Annotated in this window: 20 protein-coding genes and 1 tRNA gene; 15 read left to right on the forward strand and 6 right to left on the reverse strand. The window is 63.7% G+C overall.

Translation table 11 applies throughout. The annotated features are described in order from the left end of the window. Position 1: 1 nt before the first annotated feature. Positions 2-166 carry a 50S ribosomal protein L33 gene (gene rpmG, locus G9U53_RS20705; protein ID WP_165639124.1) on the reverse strand — a complete coding sequence of 55 codons (165 nt, stop codon included), beginning with the start codon at positions 164-166 and terminating at the stop codon, positions 2-4. 4 nt (positions 167-170) lie between these two features. After that, positions 171-407 carry a 50S ribosomal protein L28 gene (rpmB, locus tag G9U53_RS20710; protein ID WP_003946346.1) on the reverse strand — a complete coding sequence of 79 codons (237 nt, stop codon included), beginning with the start codon at positions 405-407 and terminating at the stop codon, positions 171-173. A gap of 104 nt (positions 408-511) precedes the next feature. Here rpmB and G9U53_RS20715 point away from each other — a divergent pair, with 104 nt between their 5' ends. The 9 genes from G9U53_RS20715 (at position 512) to G9U53_RS20755 (ending at position 7,531) form a co-directional block, all read left to right on the forward strand. Continuing rightward, positions 512-1,765: a GTP-binding protein gene (locus tag G9U53_RS20715; RefSeq protein WP_003946410.1), complete on the forward strand. Its 1,254-nt coding sequence runs from the start codon at positions 512-514 to the stop codon at positions 1,763-1,765. Then, positions 1,762-2,016: a type B 50S ribosomal protein L31 gene (locus G9U53_RS20720; RefSeq protein WP_003946367.1), complete on the forward strand. Its 255-nt coding sequence runs from the start codon at positions 1,762-1,764 to the stop codon at positions 2,014-2,016. The genes G9U53_RS20715 and G9U53_RS20720 overlap by 4 nt, the downstream gene beginning before the upstream one ends. Continuing rightward, the gene (gene rpmF / locus G9U53_RS20725) at positions 2,016-2,189 is read left to right on the forward strand and encodes a 50S ribosomal protein L32 (protein WP_007727540.1); all 174 of its coding nucleotides are present in this window, start codon (positions 2,016-2,018) and stop codon (positions 2,187-2,189) included. The genes G9U53_RS20720 and rpmF overlap by 1 nt, the downstream gene beginning before the upstream one ends. 18 nt (positions 2,190-2,207) lie before the next feature. Continuing rightward, positions 2,208-2,819: a trimeric intracellular cation channel family protein gene (locus G9U53_RS20730; RefSeq protein ID WP_003946409.1), complete on the forward strand. Its 612-nt coding sequence runs from the start codon at positions 2,208-2,210 to the stop codon at positions 2,817-2,819. 70 nt (positions 2,820-2,889) lie between these two features. Next, positions 2,890-3,576, forward strand: coding sequence for a response regulator transcription factor (locus tag G9U53_RS20735; protein WP_003946387.1), 687 nt, complete (start codon positions 2,890-2,892; stop codon positions 3,574-3,576). A 65-nt stretch (positions 3,577-3,641) separates the two neighbouring features. Further along, positions 3,642-5,021 carry a HAMP domain-containing sensor histidine kinase gene (locus G9U53_RS20740; protein WP_020908630.1) on the forward strand — a complete coding sequence of 460 codons (1,380 nt, stop codon included), beginning with the start codon at positions 3,642-3,644 and terminating at the stop codon, positions 5,019-5,021. A 183-nt stretch (positions 5,022-5,204) separates the two neighbouring features. Further along, positions 5,205-6,770: a trypsin-like peptidase domain-containing protein gene (locus tag G9U53_RS20745; RefSeq protein ID WP_165639125.1), complete on the forward strand. Its 1,566-nt coding sequence runs from the start codon at positions 5,205-5,207 to the stop codon at positions 6,768-6,770. An 80-nt stretch (positions 6,771-6,850) separates the two neighbouring features. Further along, positions 6,851-7,348 (forward strand): MogA/MoaB family molybdenum cofactor biosynthesis protein, encoded by a 498-nt coding sequence (locus G9U53_RS20750; protein ID WP_176720912.1) that lies wholly within the window; start codon positions 6,851-6,853, stop codon positions 7,346-7,348. Positions 7,349-7,354: 6 nt separating this feature from the next. Further along, entirely contained in the window at positions 7,355-7,531 is a 177-nt protein-coding gene (locus G9U53_RS20755) for a hypothetical protein (RefSeq protein ID WP_165639126.1), read from the forward strand. A 59-nt stretch (positions 7,532-7,590) separates the two neighbouring features. On the opposite strand, the gene mscL is transcribed toward G9U53_RS20755, so the two are convergent. The 4 genes from mscL to G9U53_RS20775 all read right to left on the reverse strand — a co-directional run bounded on the left by mscL (position 7,591) and on the right by G9U53_RS20775 (position 9,938). Beyond that, positions 7,591-8,013 carry a large conductance mechanosensitive channel protein MscL gene (gene mscL, locus G9U53_RS20760; RefSeq protein WP_030536328.1) on the reverse strand — a complete coding sequence of 141 codons (423 nt, stop codon included), beginning with the start codon at positions 8,011-8,013 and terminating at the stop codon, positions 7,591-7,593. 99 nt (positions 8,014-8,112) lie between these two features. Then, positions 8,113-8,859: an SAF domain-containing protein gene (locus G9U53_RS20765; protein WP_065455352.1), complete on the reverse strand. Its 747-nt coding sequence runs from the start codon at positions 8,857-8,859 to the stop codon at positions 8,113-8,115. Between the two features lie 77 nt (positions 8,860-8,936). Then, positions 8,937-9,248, reverse strand: a complete 312-nt coding sequence (locus tag G9U53_RS20770; RefSeq protein ID WP_003946378.1) for an FmdB family zinc ribbon protein — start codon at positions 9,246-9,248, stop codon at positions 8,937-8,939. Positions 9,249-9,359: 111 nt separating this feature from the next. Continuing rightward, complete coding sequence (locus G9U53_RS20775) at positions 9,360-9,938, reverse strand: 5-formyltetrahydrofolate cyclo-ligase (RefSeq protein ID WP_165639127.1); 579 nt, start codon at positions 9,936-9,938, stop codon at positions 9,360-9,362. A 59-nt stretch (positions 9,939-9,997) separates the two neighbouring features. On the opposite strand from G9U53_RS20775, the gene G9U53_RS20780 reads away from it, so the two are divergent. The 6 genes from G9U53_RS20780 to G9U53_RS20805 all read left to right on the forward strand — a co-directional run. Continuing rightward, positions 9,998-10,909 (forward strand): UTP--glucose-1-phosphate uridylyltransferase, encoded by a 912-nt coding sequence (locus tag G9U53_RS20780; protein ID WP_003946415.1) that lies wholly within the window; start codon positions 9,998-10,000, stop codon positions 10,907-10,909. Positions 10,910-11,034: 125 nt separating this feature from the next. Continuing rightward, complete coding sequence (gene glp, locus G9U53_RS20785; RefSeq protein ID WP_003946353.1) at positions 11,035-12,294, forward strand: gephyrin-like molybdotransferase Glp; 1,260 nt, start codon at positions 11,035-11,037, stop codon at positions 12,292-12,294. Positions 12,295-12,315: 21 nt separating this feature from the next. Next, positions 12,316-12,951 carry a GNAT family protein gene (locus tag G9U53_RS20790; RefSeq protein WP_007727523.1) on the forward strand — a complete coding sequence of 212 codons (636 nt, stop codon included), beginning with the start codon at positions 12,316-12,318 and terminating at the stop codon, positions 12,949-12,951. A gap of 267 nt (positions 12,952-13,218) precedes the next feature. Beyond that, positions 13,219-13,953 (forward strand): gephyrin-like molybdotransferase receptor GlpR, encoded by a 735-nt coding sequence (gene glpR, locus G9U53_RS20795; protein ID WP_165639128.1) that lies wholly within the window; start codon positions 13,219-13,221, stop codon positions 13,951-13,953. A gap of 102 nt (positions 13,954-14,055) precedes the next feature. Further along, positions 14,056-14,131: transfer RNA gene (locus tag G9U53_RS20800), tRNA-Ala, on the forward strand. Positions 14,132-14,405: 274 nt separating this feature from the next. After that, positions 14,406-14,902, forward strand: a 497-nt coding sequence (locus G9U53_RS20805; RefSeq protein ID WP_207624422.1) for a hypothetical protein, incomplete at its 3' end; no start/stop codon positions are given.

Consider the following 14,902-nt stretch of genomic DNA (forward strand, 5'->3'; position numbering starts at 1 on the left):
CCTACTTCTCTTCTCGGAAATCGACGTGCTTTCGCAGCACCGGGTCGTACTTCTTCAGTACGAGTCGATCGGGGTCGCTACGACGGTTCTTGCGGGTCACGTACGTGTACCCGGTGCCCGCGGTGGACTTGAGTTTCACGATCGGGCGGATCTCGTTGCGTGCCATCTGCTCAGACCTTCTCGCCGCGCGCGCGGATCCGGGCGACGACGGATTCGATGCCGTCGCGGTCGATCGTCTTGATGCCCTTGGTCGAGAGCGTGAGTGTGATGCGACGCCCCTCGCTGGGCAGGAGGTAGGTCTTGCGCTGGATGTTCGGGTTCCAGCGACGGTTCGAACGCTTGTGAGAGTGCGAGACGGATTTTCCGAACCCCGGCACACGTCCGGTCACTTGGCAGTGAGCCGACATGGGTGTTCCTTTCAACTTGCAGATGACAATCATTTTCGACAATGCGGTGAGATCAATGTACCGTTCAACCTCGGTAATGACAATCATTCCCAGAAAGGCCCGCTGTGAACACGATCTTGGACGGCAGGACTCCGCTGGTCCTGGTCGCCGGCATGAGCGAATCCACCCCACACACCGCACGAGCGTTGCTGCGAACCGGAACTGTTCTGGTCCACCACGACCTGAGCCACGTCCGTGAAGGGGTGGTCCGGCGGACGGTCACCTCGATGACCGGGAGTGCCGGGTCTGCCGGCACTGTGTCCGAGCGCGAGACGATCCTCGAGCTCGCGCACGGCTGCGTCTCCTGCACTCTGCGCGAAGACTTGCTGCCGCTCCTGCGCCGGCTTCACTCGCACAGTTCGGTGCAGCGGATCGTGTTGCTGTTGGACCGGCAACTCGAGCCCGAGGCGCTGTGCTGGGCGATCGAGCACGTCGTCGTGACCGGCGTCGTCGGCCAACTGGACGGACCGGCGCAGCGGGACGTCCGCGTCGACGCCGTCGTGACGTGCATCGACGCGGCGACCTGGCTGGCAGACGCCACCGGCGACGAAGCTCTCGACGACGACCGCACCCTGGCTCAGGTCGTCGTCGGGCAGGTCGACTTCGCCGACGCGCTCGTCCTACGCGGGTCCGATGCGCTCGACGGCTGGCAGCGGTCCCGCTTGAACGCGGTTCTCGCGCGCATCGCTCCACGGGTACCCGTCTTCGATGAGGGAGACGACATCGAGGCACTGCTCCTCGAGGTGCCTGCGGATGCGCGACGCGGTGAACTGGCCGACGCTCACTCACCGCTGTTGCGTCGCCAGCCGCCGCTCGACGACGACGGCGGAGTGATGCTCGTCGAGTTCACCGCGAACCGGCCGTTCCACCCCGGTCGTCTGCACGAGGCGATCGACGTCCTGCTCGAAGGCGTCGTGTACTCCCGCGGACGAGTCTGGGTGGCGACGCAACCGGGTGAAGCGCTCTGGCTCGAATCGGCGGGCGGTGGCCTGCGAGTTGCCAGCGCGGACACCTGGCTTGCCGCGATGACGCCGGAGGAACGAGACCGCGTTCCGGCCGAGCGCCGTGCACTCGCGGCCCTGAAATGGGACGAACGTTTCGGTGATCGCGACACCTCGATGGTCGTTCTCACATGCGGTGCGAACCCGCTCGAGATCGACCGAACACTGCAGCACGCCTTGGTCACCGACGACGAATTGGCGGACGAAGCGTCGTGGGCAACGTGGGAAGACCCGTTCGGCGAGTTTCACGAAGACCCGTGTGACGAATCCGAATCACCTTATGCCGAAACCGAATCAACGCGAGAGGGAAACGAATGAAGAAGCAGATGCACCCCGACTACCACCCGGTGGTCTTCCAGGACGCCAGCACCGGCAAGAGCTTCCTGACCCGATCGACCGTGACGAGTGAGCGCACCGTCGAATGGGAAGATGGTGGCACGTACCCGCTGCTGGTCGTCGACGTCACGAGCGACTCTCACCCGTTCTGGACCGGAGCGCAACGTGTGATGGACACCGCCGGACGCGTCGAGAAGTTCGAGCGGCGCTACGGAAAGCGCAAGGCACTCTGATGGCCGTTCCCAAGCGGAAGATGTCCCGTTCCAACACGCGCAGCCGTCGTGCCCAGTGGAAGGCGACGGCGCCCGATCTGGTCGAGGTCACAGCCTTCGGCCAGACCCACCGAGTCCCTCGGCGACTGGTCAAAGCAGTTCGACTCGGGGTGATCGACCCGAGCCGCATCTGACCGTGCGATCCTTGGCCGGTGCTGCTGAGGATCCTCGAACTGGTGGGCATCGTGGCGTTCGCGGCCTCGGGTGCCCTGGTGGGCGTCACCAAGCGACTCGACATCTTCGGGGTGTGCTCGGTGGGTGTGTTCACCGGCATCGGCGGCGGTATCGTCCGCGACGTTCTCCTCGGCGTCCATCCGCCCAGCTCTCTGAGCAGTTGGCCGTACTTCGGAACGGCCGCCGCCACCTCACTCGCCGTGTTCTACCTCCACGAGCCGCTCAATCGACTGCGTCGTGAAATCCTGGCGCTCGACGCACTGGGGATGGGCTTGTTCGCGAGCACCGGCGCCGTCATCGCGCTGGACAACAACGCCAGTTCGCTGGCGGCGACCTTGATCGGTGCGACCGCGGCGATCGGCGGCGGCGTGATCCGCGACGTTCTCGTCAACGAGGTGCCACTGCTCCTGCACAAGGACCTGTACGCGGTTCCCGCACTGCTCGGCGCTGCGTTGGTGGTCACAGTCTCGCAAGCCGGACTGTCCACCAACGCCGCGCTGGTGTGCGGCACAGCGTTCGCCGCGGTGTTCAGACTGCTTGCGTTATGGCGTCATTGGAGCCTGCCCGGGCCGAGGCGAACCCGGGACTGACCGCGACACGCCGGAGGCCGGAATCGGACCCTCTCAGCCGCATCTCAGCACTTCAGTCCAAACTGTCGGTATGCGTATTTTGGTGGTCGACGACGACCGGGCGGTTCGCGAGTCGCTTCGGCGGTCGCTCAGCTTCAACGGCTACACGGTCGAGCTCGCGGTCGACGGGCTCGACGCACTCGAGAAGATCCTCGCCAACCGGCCCGACGCCGTCGTGCTCGACGTCATGATGCCGCGACTCGACGGACTCGAAGTGTGCCGTCGTCTTCGCAGTGCCGGCGACGACCTGCCCATCCTCGTGCTCACCGCCCGCGATTCGGTCAGCGAGCGAGTGGCCGGTCTCGATGCCGGAGCGGACGACTACCTGCCCAAGCCCTTCGCTTTGGAAGAGTTGCTTGCCAGGTTGCGTGCACTACTTCGCCGCACCGCGCCCGATCTGGACGCCGATTCCGAAATGATGGCGTTCGAGGACCTCACCCTCGACCCGGTCACCCGTGAGGTCAAGCGCGGCGAACGATCGATCAGCCTGACGCGCACCGAGTTCTCCCTCCTCGAAATGCTCATGGCCAACCCACGCCGCGTGCTGACCCGTGGACGCATTCTCGAAGAAGTGTGGGGATACGACTTCCCGACGTCCGGCAATGCCCTCGAGGTGTATGTCGGCTACCTGCGTCGCAAGACGGAAGCCGACGGCGAACCGAGGTTGATCCACACCGTCCGCGGAGTCGGATACGTCCTGCGGGAGACGCCTCCGTGATCACCGCTCCGTTCGGCAAGAACGCCGAACCGAAGAAATCCTCCACCACCCAAGCGTCCGTCGAAATGCGCCCGCCGATGCCACTGACCCGTTCGGTGTCATTGCGTTGGCGTGTGACGCTGCTCGCCGCGTCGGTGGTGGCCATTGCCGTCGCAGTCATGGCGATCGCTGCCTACGCGGTGGTTTCGCGTGCGCTCTACGCGGACGTCGATCACCAGTTGCGTACCAGGGCAGCGGTGCTCATCGACAGCAATGTCGTGCGATTCGATCCTCGCTACATCTCCGGTGCGACGCTGTACACCACCGACATCAGTGTGGCCCTGATCTTCTCGGACCTGAGCACGTACCAGCCGCCCGGTTCCGACGTGCCGATCGGCGAAGCCGAAGATGCCGTTGCGCGTGGTGAATCGGATTCTTCGCTGCGAACCGTCGACGGCCAGCGAGTGCTTGCTCAACGGACGCATGACGGAAGCACTTTGGTGATTGGTCAGCGGCTCGCGCCGACCGTTGCGGTACTGGATCGGCTGGCCTGGGTGCTCTTCGTGGTCGGTGGGTGTGGTGTCATCCTGGCTGCGGTGGCGGGTACTACCGTGGGCCGCACCGGTTTACGGCCCATCGCCAGGCTGACTGCCGCCACCGAACGAGTCGCCCGGACCGACGATCTGACGCAGATCCCCGTTACCGGCAGCGACGAATTAGCGCGCCTGACAGAGAGTTTCAACACGATGCTGCGGGCGCTCGCCGAGTCCCGTGAGCGTCAGTCTCGCCTCGTTGCGGACGCCGGACACGAGTTGCGCACACCGTTGACTTCGTTGCGTACCAACATGGAATTGCTGATCGCGTCAAGTCGCCCCGGTGCGCCGCAGATTCCCGACGAGGACATGGCGGAACTTCGTGCCGATGTCGTCGCGCAGATCGAGGAACTGTCGACTCTGGTCGGTGACCTTGTCGATCTGGCCCGCGAAGACGCACCCGAAACCGTGTACGAGCGCGTCGACGTCAGCGACGTCGTCGAGCGTGCGCTCGAACGAGCGCGGCGCAGGCGCAACGAAATCGAGTTCGAGGCGGTCACGACTCCGTGGTACGTCTACGGAGATCAAGCGGGCCTGTCGCGTGCCGTGCTGAACGTCCTCGACAACGCTGCGAAGTGGAGTCCTAAGGGCGAACAGGTACGCGTCGAAATGCGTCCGGTGGGTCAAGGATTGTTGGAATTGACCGTAAGTGATGCGGGACCTGGAATTCCGGAGGAGGATCGGGAGTTGGTGTTCGATCGTTTCTACCGGTCGACCGCGGCACGTTCGATGCCGGGATCGGGTCTGGGACTTGCGATTGTGCGTCAGGTCGTCGTCAAGCACGGCGGCACAATCGCGATCGACGAATCCGATCGTGGGGGAGCGCTTGTTCGTATCGTGCTTCCCGGTGAACCGGGGCCGAGTGCCGAGTAGCGTGTTCTGTAGACCGTTGGTCCCGCGCTTCGGTGACTGACGTCACGGCTTAATGCGTTCGGCCCGAAAGTCTTTCGGGCCGAACCGACAACACCGGTTTTTCACGTCGAACTCTGGGTAAAGTGACAGGCACGTCTCAGCGCCTTCTCAGCAGCGCAAGGCAGCATTGTCGGCAGAACAGTTGTGACTGCCCGTCCGGTGGTCACCGTAGACGAAAGCGAGCCGATGACCGAGGACCGTAACGTCGGGCCGACCCGGCCCGAGCAGCCCAACAGCGAGCCCACCACCCAGGCGCAGCCGACAGCACCTCAGGCCCAGCCGACGGCACCTCAGGCCCAGCCTCCCGTGCCGCCGCAGCAGCCTCAGGGGCAGGCGCCTCAGCAGCCGTACCAGCCGACCGAATCCTTTGCCCGACCCGCCGAAGCCCGACCCAATGAAGGCCGGCCCACCGAAGCCTTCGGGCAGGCGCAGCAGCAGCCCACGCAGGCTTTCGGCCACCCGCACGGTGCCCATGAGGCCGCGTACCAGCAGAGCGCCCCGTACGGCGCACCCAACCCTGGTGGCCCCGGCGGCCCGAACGGCCCGGGCGGCGGCCACAATCAGATCCCCGCACCGCTGCAGGGGCCGAACTCCGGTTCGACCACCACCAAGCCGAAGTCGGGACGCATGGCGCTGGTTGCCGGCGCTCTCGCCCTGGTCCTGGTCAGTGGTGGTGTCGGTGGCGTGGTCGGCGCCGTCGTCGCGGACCGCAACGGTGGAACCGCGACGGTCACCAACTCGCTGAACGCTCCGAAGCCCACTGCGACCAACACGTCCAACGCTCCCGCCGGCTCGGTTCAGGCCGTTGCCTCGAAGGTCGTGCCGAGCGTCGTGCAGATCGAGGTGGCCACCGCGCAGGGACAGGGCGGTGAGGGCTCCGGTGTCATCCTGTCCTCCGACGGTCTGATTCTGACCAACAACCACGTTGCCGGCGCACAGGGAGCGCAACTTCGCGTTGCGTTCTCCGACGGAACCAAGGCCTCGGCCACCCTTGTCGGTGCCGATCCCGTCTCCGACATCGCCGTCATCAAGGTCGACGGTCGAAACGACCTCACCCCCATCGATCTCGGCAACTCCGGCGACGTCCAGGTCGGACAGCAGGTGGTTGCCGTCGGGTCCCCACTCGGCCTGGCCGGCACGGTCACCGAAGGCATCATCTCCGCACTCGATCGCCCGGTGTCCACGAGCGGCGAGTCCGGCAATCAGAACACCGTCATCGACGCTCTGCAGACCGACGCAGCGATCAACCCCGGCAACTCCGGTGGCGCCCTCGTCAACATGGACGGCCAGCTGATCGGCATCAACACGGCGATCGCCTCGCTCGGAGCGTCGTCGGGTACCCAAGGCGGTTCGATCGGCCTCGGTTTCGCCATCCCGATCGATCAGGCACGCCGCGTCGCCGACGAACTGATCAAGACCGGCAAGGCGACTCAGGCCATGATCGGCGTGACCGTGCCGTCGCAGGACAACGCCGACGGCGCAACCGTCATGGATGTCACTGCTGACGGGCCGGCAGCCAAGGCCGGTATCCCGAAGGGTGCAGTCATCACCAAGGTCGACGATCGTGTTGTCGCAGATGGTGATTCGCTGATCGCGGCAGTGCGTTCACATGCTCCCGGCGACAAGGTCTCGATCACGTACAGCGACGGCGGGCAGACCAAGACCGTCGACGTCACGTTGGGAACCGCGGCAGCGCAGGGCGGCCGATGATGTTCGGCGATCAGCAGACGATCGACCCGATCTTCGGCCAGATCGCAACGGCGTCGGGATCGGACACTACGGTAGGAGTCATGGAACTCGAAGCCACATCGGCCGGCCGCGCTCTGGTCGTCATCGTCGACGATCGCACAGCCCACGGCGACAACACCGACTCCATCGGTCCACTGGTCACGGAACTGCTGAACGAAGCGGGTTTTCTCGTCGATGCGACGGTCGCCGTCGCCGCCGACGAAGTGGAGATCCGCAACGCTCTCAACACCGCAGTCATCGGTGGCGTCGACCTCGTCATCTCGGTCGGCGGTACCGGGGTATCCCCGCGTGACGTCACTCCTGACGTGACCGCTGAGGTTCTCGATCGCGAGATCCCGGGAATTGCCGAAGCACTTCGTGCTTCCGGTCTTTCGGCCGGATCGCTCGAAGCAGGCTTGTCCCGCGGCCTCGTCGGAGTTTCGGGAAGCACCGTGGTCGCCAATCTGGCGTCGACCAGGCCGGCAATTCGCGACGGCATGGCAACCCTGACGGCTTTGGCGAGTCACGTGATCGCCGAGCTCTCCAGCCTCGAGGGCTGAGACAGCTTGTCGGAGCAACGAGATACCCCGAAGAAGCCGTCAGTCGACAAGAAGCGCCTGGCGCGCATCTTCGGGGACGTCTTTCCCGAGACGACGTCGGACGAGCGGGGTCCCGAAGGATCCTCGCGGTCCTCGGACGACGACTGGCTGCGCAGTCAGCGGCCCCCGCACCACGGGGGTTGAGAAGTAAATCAGGCCCCCGGACAATTGTCCGAGGGCCTGATCTGATCTGTGGGCACTGCCTATTCGAGAGTCTTGGCGTGCGCTCCCGTGTCGGCGCCACCGGCATTGGCCGAGAGGATGTCGCGGATCTGGATGAGCAGATCGGTTTCGCTGGCTTCCTTGTCCTCGGGCTCGGAGACGAACTTCTTCTTCGCCGCATTCGCAGGGACGATCAGCACGAAGTAGACGACCGCTGCGATGATGATGAAGTTGATGATCGCGGTGACGACCGCACCGAAGTTCAGGAACGTCTCAGCGGAGTCACCCGTCAGCTGAATGCCCCACCCGTATTCGTTGGCTCCGCCAATCGAAGCGACAAGTGGGTTGATGATATTGCTGGTGAAGGCAGTCACGATGGCGGTGAAGGCCGCGCCGATGACCACTGCGACGGCCAGGTCGAGCACGTTTCCGCGAAGCAGGAAGTCCTTGAATCCCTTGAGCATGTCGGTGTCCCCTCGAGTCTCCGATGGCAAGTGCCAGATGGTCCGTTGATACCGAACCGACTGGAAAAATCCTAGAGGAGCTTCGGACGCTTTGTGCGGTCAGCGGAATGTCACGGTGATCGCATTGGACAGAGATGCCGCGGCTACGACGTTGGCTGCTGGTGTCGGCAGGGCCAGCAAAATCACCTGTTCCTGCTGGTTACGTGTACTTTCCGACGTGGTGACCAACGCGACTACCGCTCCTGCCGCAAGAATTTGTGGGGCCTTGTCTGCAACTGATTCGTTGGGTGTGTCGGGGTGGGGTGTGTCTGGGCGGGATGTGTCAGGGCCGACGGTCAGGACGTCGACGACGTCCCCGCTGCGCAACATGTCCGCGACGGCCGCATCGGCCAATCGGACGGGGACGATGCGGGCGTCGTCGGTTCCTACCGACAACCCGGCCAGCCGTGGGCTGAGAACGCGCACGTCGGTGACGGTTTCTCCGGAGCGAATCGGGCCGGCAACGGTTCTCCCGACTACCAGGTCGGTGTCGGAGACAACTCCTTCGGGAAGTTGTTTCGAGTCGATCTCGCGGACCTCGACGTCCGAATCCGCAATCACCTGCCCCGGAGTGAGATCGCGGCTCGAGACAACTACGGCGACGGTGTCAGTCGCGGGATCGCCTCGAAAGAAGAGAACAACGCCGAGTGTGGCCAGGACGACCGCTGCGATCTTGCGGACGGTCGCTGAGCGAAACCGTGTGCCGCGTGTCAGTTCGACGACGCGATCGAAGGTGTTCGGCGTGAGATCGAGCTGGGCGCGCAATGGATGGGAGCGCCTCGGCGAACGAGAACGTACTGACGGCATTCATGCACGTTAGGGCCGGAAGCGGTGCTTCCGGCCCTGACAATGTGAACCTGTGGACAACCCGGAGGTTGTGGAAATCAGCTTGCGGCAGCCTTTGCGGGCGCCGGCGTGCTGGTCGACGAACTCGATGTCGAAGAGGAGTCCGACTTGGACTCGGACTTCGCAGCGGGTGCCGAATCGCTCTTGGCCGGCTCGCTCGCAGTCCCGGAGCCGCCGCGGCTGTCGGTGCGGTAGAAGCCGCTGCCCTTGAACACGATGCCAACAGAGTTGAACAGCTTGCGGAGCTTGCCTGAGCAAGCTGGGCAGACCGTCAGCGAATCTTCGCTGAAGGACTGGACGATGTCGAAACGGTTGTCACATTCCGTACATGCGTATGAGTAGGTGGGCACCGGGCTTCCTCCGCACTGTGATGTTCGAGCAGCCGCGTATTTACACCGCAGCCTTTAGCACTCTACAAGTGACAGTGCCAACAGCGCTAATCAGGGATCTATTCCCGCAGATCAATCGCCTTTGAGTTGCGTGAGACCGCCGCTTGGCGTCAATGCCCAGCCCATGGGAATGTCGTGGTCGTCGGCAGGCAAGGCCTCGACGAGTTCGGAGTCTCTGACAATTGCCACGAGCCGAGTCTGTGGTCCGACCGACCCGAGCGTCCGGTCGTAGAAGCCTGCGCCGCGGCCGAGGCGTGTTCCGCGAAGATCCACCGCGAGAGCAGGGACAAGCATGCATTCCACGTCGGACAGGGCTTCCGGTGGCAAGACGGGTCCGACAGGCTCCCGAATGCCGTACTTCGCGGGGCGCAAACCGTTCGCGCCGCTGTACTCGACCCAGGACAACGGTCCCGGCTCCCCGGTGATCGGAAGTAGTACACGCTGAGCGATCTCGGCAACGGCGTCGAGCAAATCGGTGGATCCTGGTTCGGTGCGGGTGGGGACGTACGCACAGACGACCGAGCCGTCGACAATCACTGAACGTATGTGCGTGATCAACGCCGCAGTTTCCGTGTTTCGAGTGTGCTCGGAGACTGCATCACGTGCTGCGAGTGTGATTTGTCGCCATTGTGCTTTTGTCTGAGGTGTCACCCCGCAACGATATTCGTCGTGCTGACCGAGCGGTAACAAGCGGCGGCTAAGGTGTTGGCATGACAGACGTTGTCGCTAGCAGCACGAGGGCCTTCCGTACGGCCGTGGTTCCCGCAGCCGGACTTGGTACGCGTTTCCTGCCTGCCACCAAGACGGTTCCGAAAGAATTGCTGCCGGTCGTGGACACACCGGGTATCGAACTGGTGGCAGGCGAAGCTGCGGACTCGGGAGCCGAGCGGCTCGTCATCGTGACGTCCCCGGGCAAAGACGGCGTGGTTGCCCACTTCGTCGAGGATCTCGTGCTCGAAAGCAAGCTGGAAGCAAGCGGAAAACTCGCTGCCCTGGCGAAGGTGCGCAAAGCGCCGGGTTTGCTCGAAGTCGACTCCGTGATTCAGGAGCAGCCCCTCGGCCTCGGGCATGCAGTCGGTTGCGTCGAGTCGGTTCTCGACGACGACGAAGATGCCATCGCGGTCCTTCTGCCCGATGATCTCGTACTACCGCGTGGCGTCCTGGAGATCATGGCGCGAGTTCGGGCCAAGCGCGGCGGATCCGTTCTCTGTGCAATCGACGTCCCGAAAGACGCAGTCAGCGCTTACGGCGTCTTCGACGTCGAGATCGTTCCCGACGCGGTCAATCCCGACGTCCTCAAGGTCGTCGGCATGGTCGAGAAGCCGGCTGTGGAAGACGCGCCGTCGACCTTTGCCGCTGCAGGTCGCTATCTGCTCGATCGTGCGATCTTCGACGCACTTCGTCGCATCGAGCCGGGAGCCGGCGGTGAGTTGCAACTCACCGACGCCATCGCTCTCCTGATTTCCGAGGGCCATCCGGTTCACGTGGTGGTGCACCGCGGAACGCGTCATGACCTGGGCAACCCCGGCGGGTACCTCCGCGCTTCGGTGGACCTGGCGCTCGACAGTGACGATTACGGCCCGTCCTTGCGTAAGTGGCTCGCGGATCGGCTCGACCGCTGAGCGTGTCGCCACGGTGGTTGATCGCCCGATAACGCAGTATCAATGTGCTTGTCCCTTTTCGGCGGCAAGGCATCATGAGCTGACGGATATCACCGAATTTCCAGACACAGGAGGACGCGGACCAGATGCGGTCGGTTGAGGAGCAGCAGACCAGGGTTACCGCTGCTGCAGTGGCACCCCGTCCGGTTCGGGTCGCCATCTCGGAGGCGCAGGGACTGCTGTGTGCCGAGGAAGTGGTGACCGAACGCCCATTGCCGGGATTCGATCAAGCTGCCATCGACGGTTACGCGGTTCGCAGTGTCGATGTCGCCGGCGCCGGAGCCGACCTCCGAGGCGAGGACGGCGAGCCTACCGACCTCAGCTTGCCGGTGGTCGGTGAGGTGACGGCGGGCTCACGCCAACCGATCCGCTTGCAACCTCGCCAGGCCGTCCGAGTCGACACCGGCGCGCCTTTGCCCACGCTGGCCGACGCAGTTCTTCCCCTCGAGAACACCGACGGTGGTCGCGCTCGCGTTCGGATCTTCGAGCCGGTGCGTTCGGGCGATTACGTTCGCCGTGCAGGCGACGACGTCCAGCCGGGCGACGTGGCCGTTCGGGCAGGCACCATCATCGGAGCCGCACAGGTCGGGTTGCTCGCTGCGGTCGGCCGCGACAAAGTACTCGTCCATCCCCGTCCGCGCCTCTCGGTTATCAGCGTCGGTGGAGAACTCGTCGACGTGGATCGCACGCCGGGGCCAGGCCAGGTTTACGACGTCAATTCGTATGCCCTCGCCGCCGCAGCGCGCGATGCCGGCGCCGACGTCAACCGTGTGGGAATCGCAGGCAACGACTCTCGTCGTCTTCGCGAAGTAGTCGAGGGACAGCTGATTCGCTCGGAAATCGTTGTCATCGCCGGTGCCGTGGGCGGCGGAGCGTCCGACGAGGTTCGTGAGGCGCTTGCCGACCTGGGGACACTCGAGGTGGAGCGCGTTGCCATGCATCCGGGATCGGTGCAAGGCTTCGGAAAGCTGGGAAGGGACGAGGTTCCGACCTTTCTCCTACCGTCCAACCCGGTCAGCGCACTGGTGGTATTCGAAGTCATGGTTCGCCCGCTGATCAGAATCGCGCTCGGACGCCGCCAGCCGATGCGGCGAGTAGTGAAGGCTCGGACAGTGGGAACGATCACGTCGATTGCCGATCGCAAGGGTTTTCTGCGTGGTCAGCTGATGCGTGACGAAGCGACAGGGGAGTACCTCGTGCAGGCCCTCGGGGGCGCGCCCGGTGCGTCCTCACATCTCCTCGCGACCTTGGCGGAAGCCAATTGCTTGGTTCTGGTCGATCGAGACGTCACCGAAGTGCACATCGGTGAAGAAGTCGACGTAGCTTTTCTCGCCCAACGTGGGTAACGCCGACCCGAGTGGGGTGTGATGTCAGTCCATCCAGGATGGCCGGAAGATCTCGGCCCGCTGCGAGTGCCCGCGGGAGTGGTGACCGTCCGCCCCGTGAAGCTCCGTGACGCTGCTGTGTGGAGTCGTCTCCGCATTCGCGATCGCGAGCACCTCGAGCCGTGGGAGCCCACCGGAGAATCGCCCTGGGATGCTCGCCACCACATCACCGTCTGGCCGTCCCTGTGCGGAAACCTTCGCTCCGAAGCGCGCAAGGGCAGGATCCTTCCCCTGGTGATCGAACTCGACGGGAAGTACTGCGGGCAGGTCACCATCGGAAATGTGGTGCGCGGCGCTCTGCGGTCCGCCTGGGTGGGCTATTGGGTCGCCTCGCACGTGACCGGTGGGGGCGTAGCCACAGCTGCCGTTGCACTCACACTCGATCACGCATTCTCGAAGGTCGGTCTGCATCGAGTGGAGGCCACTGTTCGGCCGGAGAACGCGTCGAGTCGCGCAGTCCTACGAAATGTGGGGTTCCGGGAGGAAGGTCTTCTCAAGCGCTACCTCGATGTCGACGGCCAATGGCGTGATCATCTTCTGGTCGGAATGACCATCGAGGAAGTACCCACCACCGTCGTCGACAGATTGGTGCGGTCCGGACGCGCTTCGTGGGTGTGACGAAGACGGCGCCAGAAGCGTGAGAAACGCGAGCTAAACAGCAGTTACCGCTGAGTAGTCCTACTTTCGGGCGGGAAAATGTGGTTTTTGATTCAACCAGAACTTGAGACTTTTGGGACTGAACCGGAAGTTCAGTTCGGTACGCGTGTGACACATGAGTATGGTGGGGTTCGGCGCGTCGGCAACGATGCGAGGGCGTCGGCCGTTAACCTTGACTCGTCAACGGCTGGCATAGGTGCTGGTAGGTGATCGGGAGGAGGCCGCGGCATGCCTAGCTCATTCGTGTGGATCGGGCTGGTGGCCGTGTGGCTGTTCGTCCTGGTGCCGATGCTTGTCAACAAGCGCCCCAGGATCCGGCAGACGAGTGACGCGGCACTCGCGACTCGAGTACTCCACCGCGGCGACAGCAACCCTGTTCAGCGCGGGCCGGCAGCAGGACATCGAAGCGATCCGAACTGGCAACCAGAACCAGTGCGCAGCAGCTACGACGCGGAGGACCAGATGGACACTCACGCAGAAGACGACTACGCCGGCGGTCGTGCACCGGTCGGAGAATTTGTTCCGGTTCGGCGCGGCCGAGGCGGATTCGACCCCGAAGCGGATGCCATCGCCCGGGAGGCGCGGTATGCATTCCGTCAGCGGACATTGCTGGGACTTGCGTTCGTCGCGATTCTCTCGGGCGCTCTCGCATTGATCATCTCGCCGATGGTGTGGTGGTTGTTTGCGTTGACCGTGTGCGGCCTCGTCGGGTACATGGCGTACTTGCGTCGGCAGGTTCGGATCGAGCAAGAGATTCGCCGCCGTCGTACCGAACGCCTCAACCGATCGCGACTCGGAGTCGAATCGCACACCGACGAAGAGCTTCGCCTGATTCCGGCGCGACTGCGTCGGCCAGGAGCGGTTGTCCTCGAGGTCGACGACGAAGATCCGGTGTTCGATCACCTGGATCACTACGAAGAAGAGATCAGGCACACCGAGATGCGTCGCGCGTCCGGTCAGTGATCTTCTGGGCCGATCTTGTCGGGCCGAAAGTTCGTGTCGGGTGATTCCAACGGGAGTATTCGTTCCTGTTAGAGTTGCCGAGCACCGCTGAGGCGGTGGCACGGGGCTGTGGCGCAGTTGGTAGCGCGCTTCGTTCGCATCGAAGAGGTCAGGGGTTCGATTCCCCTCAGCTCCACCAAGAAGTACCAGCGAAAAGGGTCTTTCAACGAAAGTTGAACGACCCTTTCCTGCATTTTCAGGGCCTGCCCGAATTGCGAAGATTCGATCTGAGTGTGCGCCGTTTCATACGATTGCGACCGCTGATCCGGACCGTTGAGTTTCCAAGTGAGGGATGATCCTTGGGCGGATACATGTTTGCCGGAAATGTAACGAGGGTGTGTCCGGTGCGATAGGCACGGTGAGTCTGCCGCAGTTTTCCGCAGGTCGGACGTATGTGTCGGGGAGGAATGTCGATGAGCCAGCCACGACGGCTAGCGATGATGCTTGTTGCTGTGATGTGCCTGATGGGTATCGGCGTCCTTGCCGTATCGGTCTACCCCGCCATCGTCGCCGCCCAACCTGGCGGCAACAGCGGTGGTGGCAACAACGGCAATGGAAACGGCAATTACGGCAACAACGGCGGCAATAACAACGGCAACGGTGGCGGTCACAACGGCAACGGCGGCAATAACAACGGCAACGGCGGCAATAACAACGGCAACGGTGGCGGTCACAACGGCAACGGTGGCGGCAACAACGGCAACGGCAACTATGGCTGGCATTGTCACCGTCACAACTGCGGCACGACCGTAATTCCGACACCGACCACGACGACTGAGCCGACGACCACGACTGAGCCGACGACGACTGAGCCGACGACGACTGAGCCGACGACGACTGAGCCGACGACGACTGAGCCGACGACGACTGAGCCGACGACGACTGAGCCGACGACGACTGAGCCGACCAC

Source organism: Rhodococcus sp. D-46 (assembly GCF_011290655.1).
GTDB lineage: Bacteria > Actinomycetota > Actinomycetes > Mycobacteriales > Mycobacteriaceae > Rhodococcus_F > Rhodococcus_F qingshengii.

What these genes read in the sequence shown, in the direction of transcription:
- rpmG (WP_165639124.1), bottom strand. Translation starts at nt 166, where the DNA reads ATGGCACGCAACGAGATCCGCCCGATCGTGAAACTCAAGTCCACCGCG.
- rpmB (WP_003946346.1), bottom strand. Translation starts at nt 407, where the DNA reads ATGTCGGCTCACTGCCAAGTGACCGGACGTGTGCCGGGGTTCGGAAAA.
- G9U53_RS20720 (WP_003946367.1), top strand. Translation starts at nt 1,762, where the DNA reads ATGAAGAAGCAGATGCACCCCGACTACCACCCGGTGGTCTTCCAGGAC.
- rpmF (WP_007727540.1), top strand. Translation starts at nt 2,016, where the DNA reads ATGGCCGTTCCCAAGCGGAAGATGTCCCGTTCCAACACGCGCAGCCGT.
- G9U53_RS20735 (WP_003946387.1), top strand. Translation starts at nt 2,890, where the DNA reads ATGCGTATTTTGGTGGTCGACGACGACCGGGCGGTTCGCGAGTCGCTT.
- G9U53_RS20740 (WP_020908630.1), top strand. Translation starts at nt 3,642, where the DNA reads ATGCGCCCGCCGATGCCACTGACCCGTTCGGTGTCATTGCGTTGGCGT.
- G9U53_RS20750 (WP_176720912.1), top strand. Translation starts at nt 6,851, where the DNA reads ATGGAACTCGAAGCCACATCGGCCGGCCGCGCTCTGGTCGTCATCGTC.
- mscL (WP_030536328.1), bottom strand. Translation starts at nt 8,013, where the DNA reads ATGCTCAAGGGATTCAAGGACTTCCTGCTTCGCGGAAACGTGCTCGAC.
- G9U53_RS20765 (WP_065455352.1), bottom strand. Translation starts at nt 8,859, where the DNA reads ATGCCGTCAGTACGTTCTCGTTCGCCGAGGCGCTCCCATCCATTGCGC.
- G9U53_RS20780 (WP_003946415.1), top strand. Translation starts at nt 9,998, where the DNA reads ATGACAGACGTTGTCGCTAGCAGCACGAGGGCCTTCCGTACGGCCGTG.
- glp (WP_003946353.1), top strand. Translation starts at nt 11,035, where the DNA reads ATGCGGTCGGTTGAGGAGCAGCAGACCAGGGTTACCGCTGCTGCAGTG.
- G9U53_RS20790 (WP_007727523.1), top strand. Translation starts at nt 12,316, where the DNA reads ATGTCAGTCCATCCAGGATGGCCGGAAGATCTCGGCCCGCTGCGAGTG.
- glpR (WP_165639128.1), top strand. Translation starts at nt 13,219, where the DNA reads ATGCCTAGCTCATTCGTGTGGATCGGGCTGGTGGCCGTGTGGCTGTTC.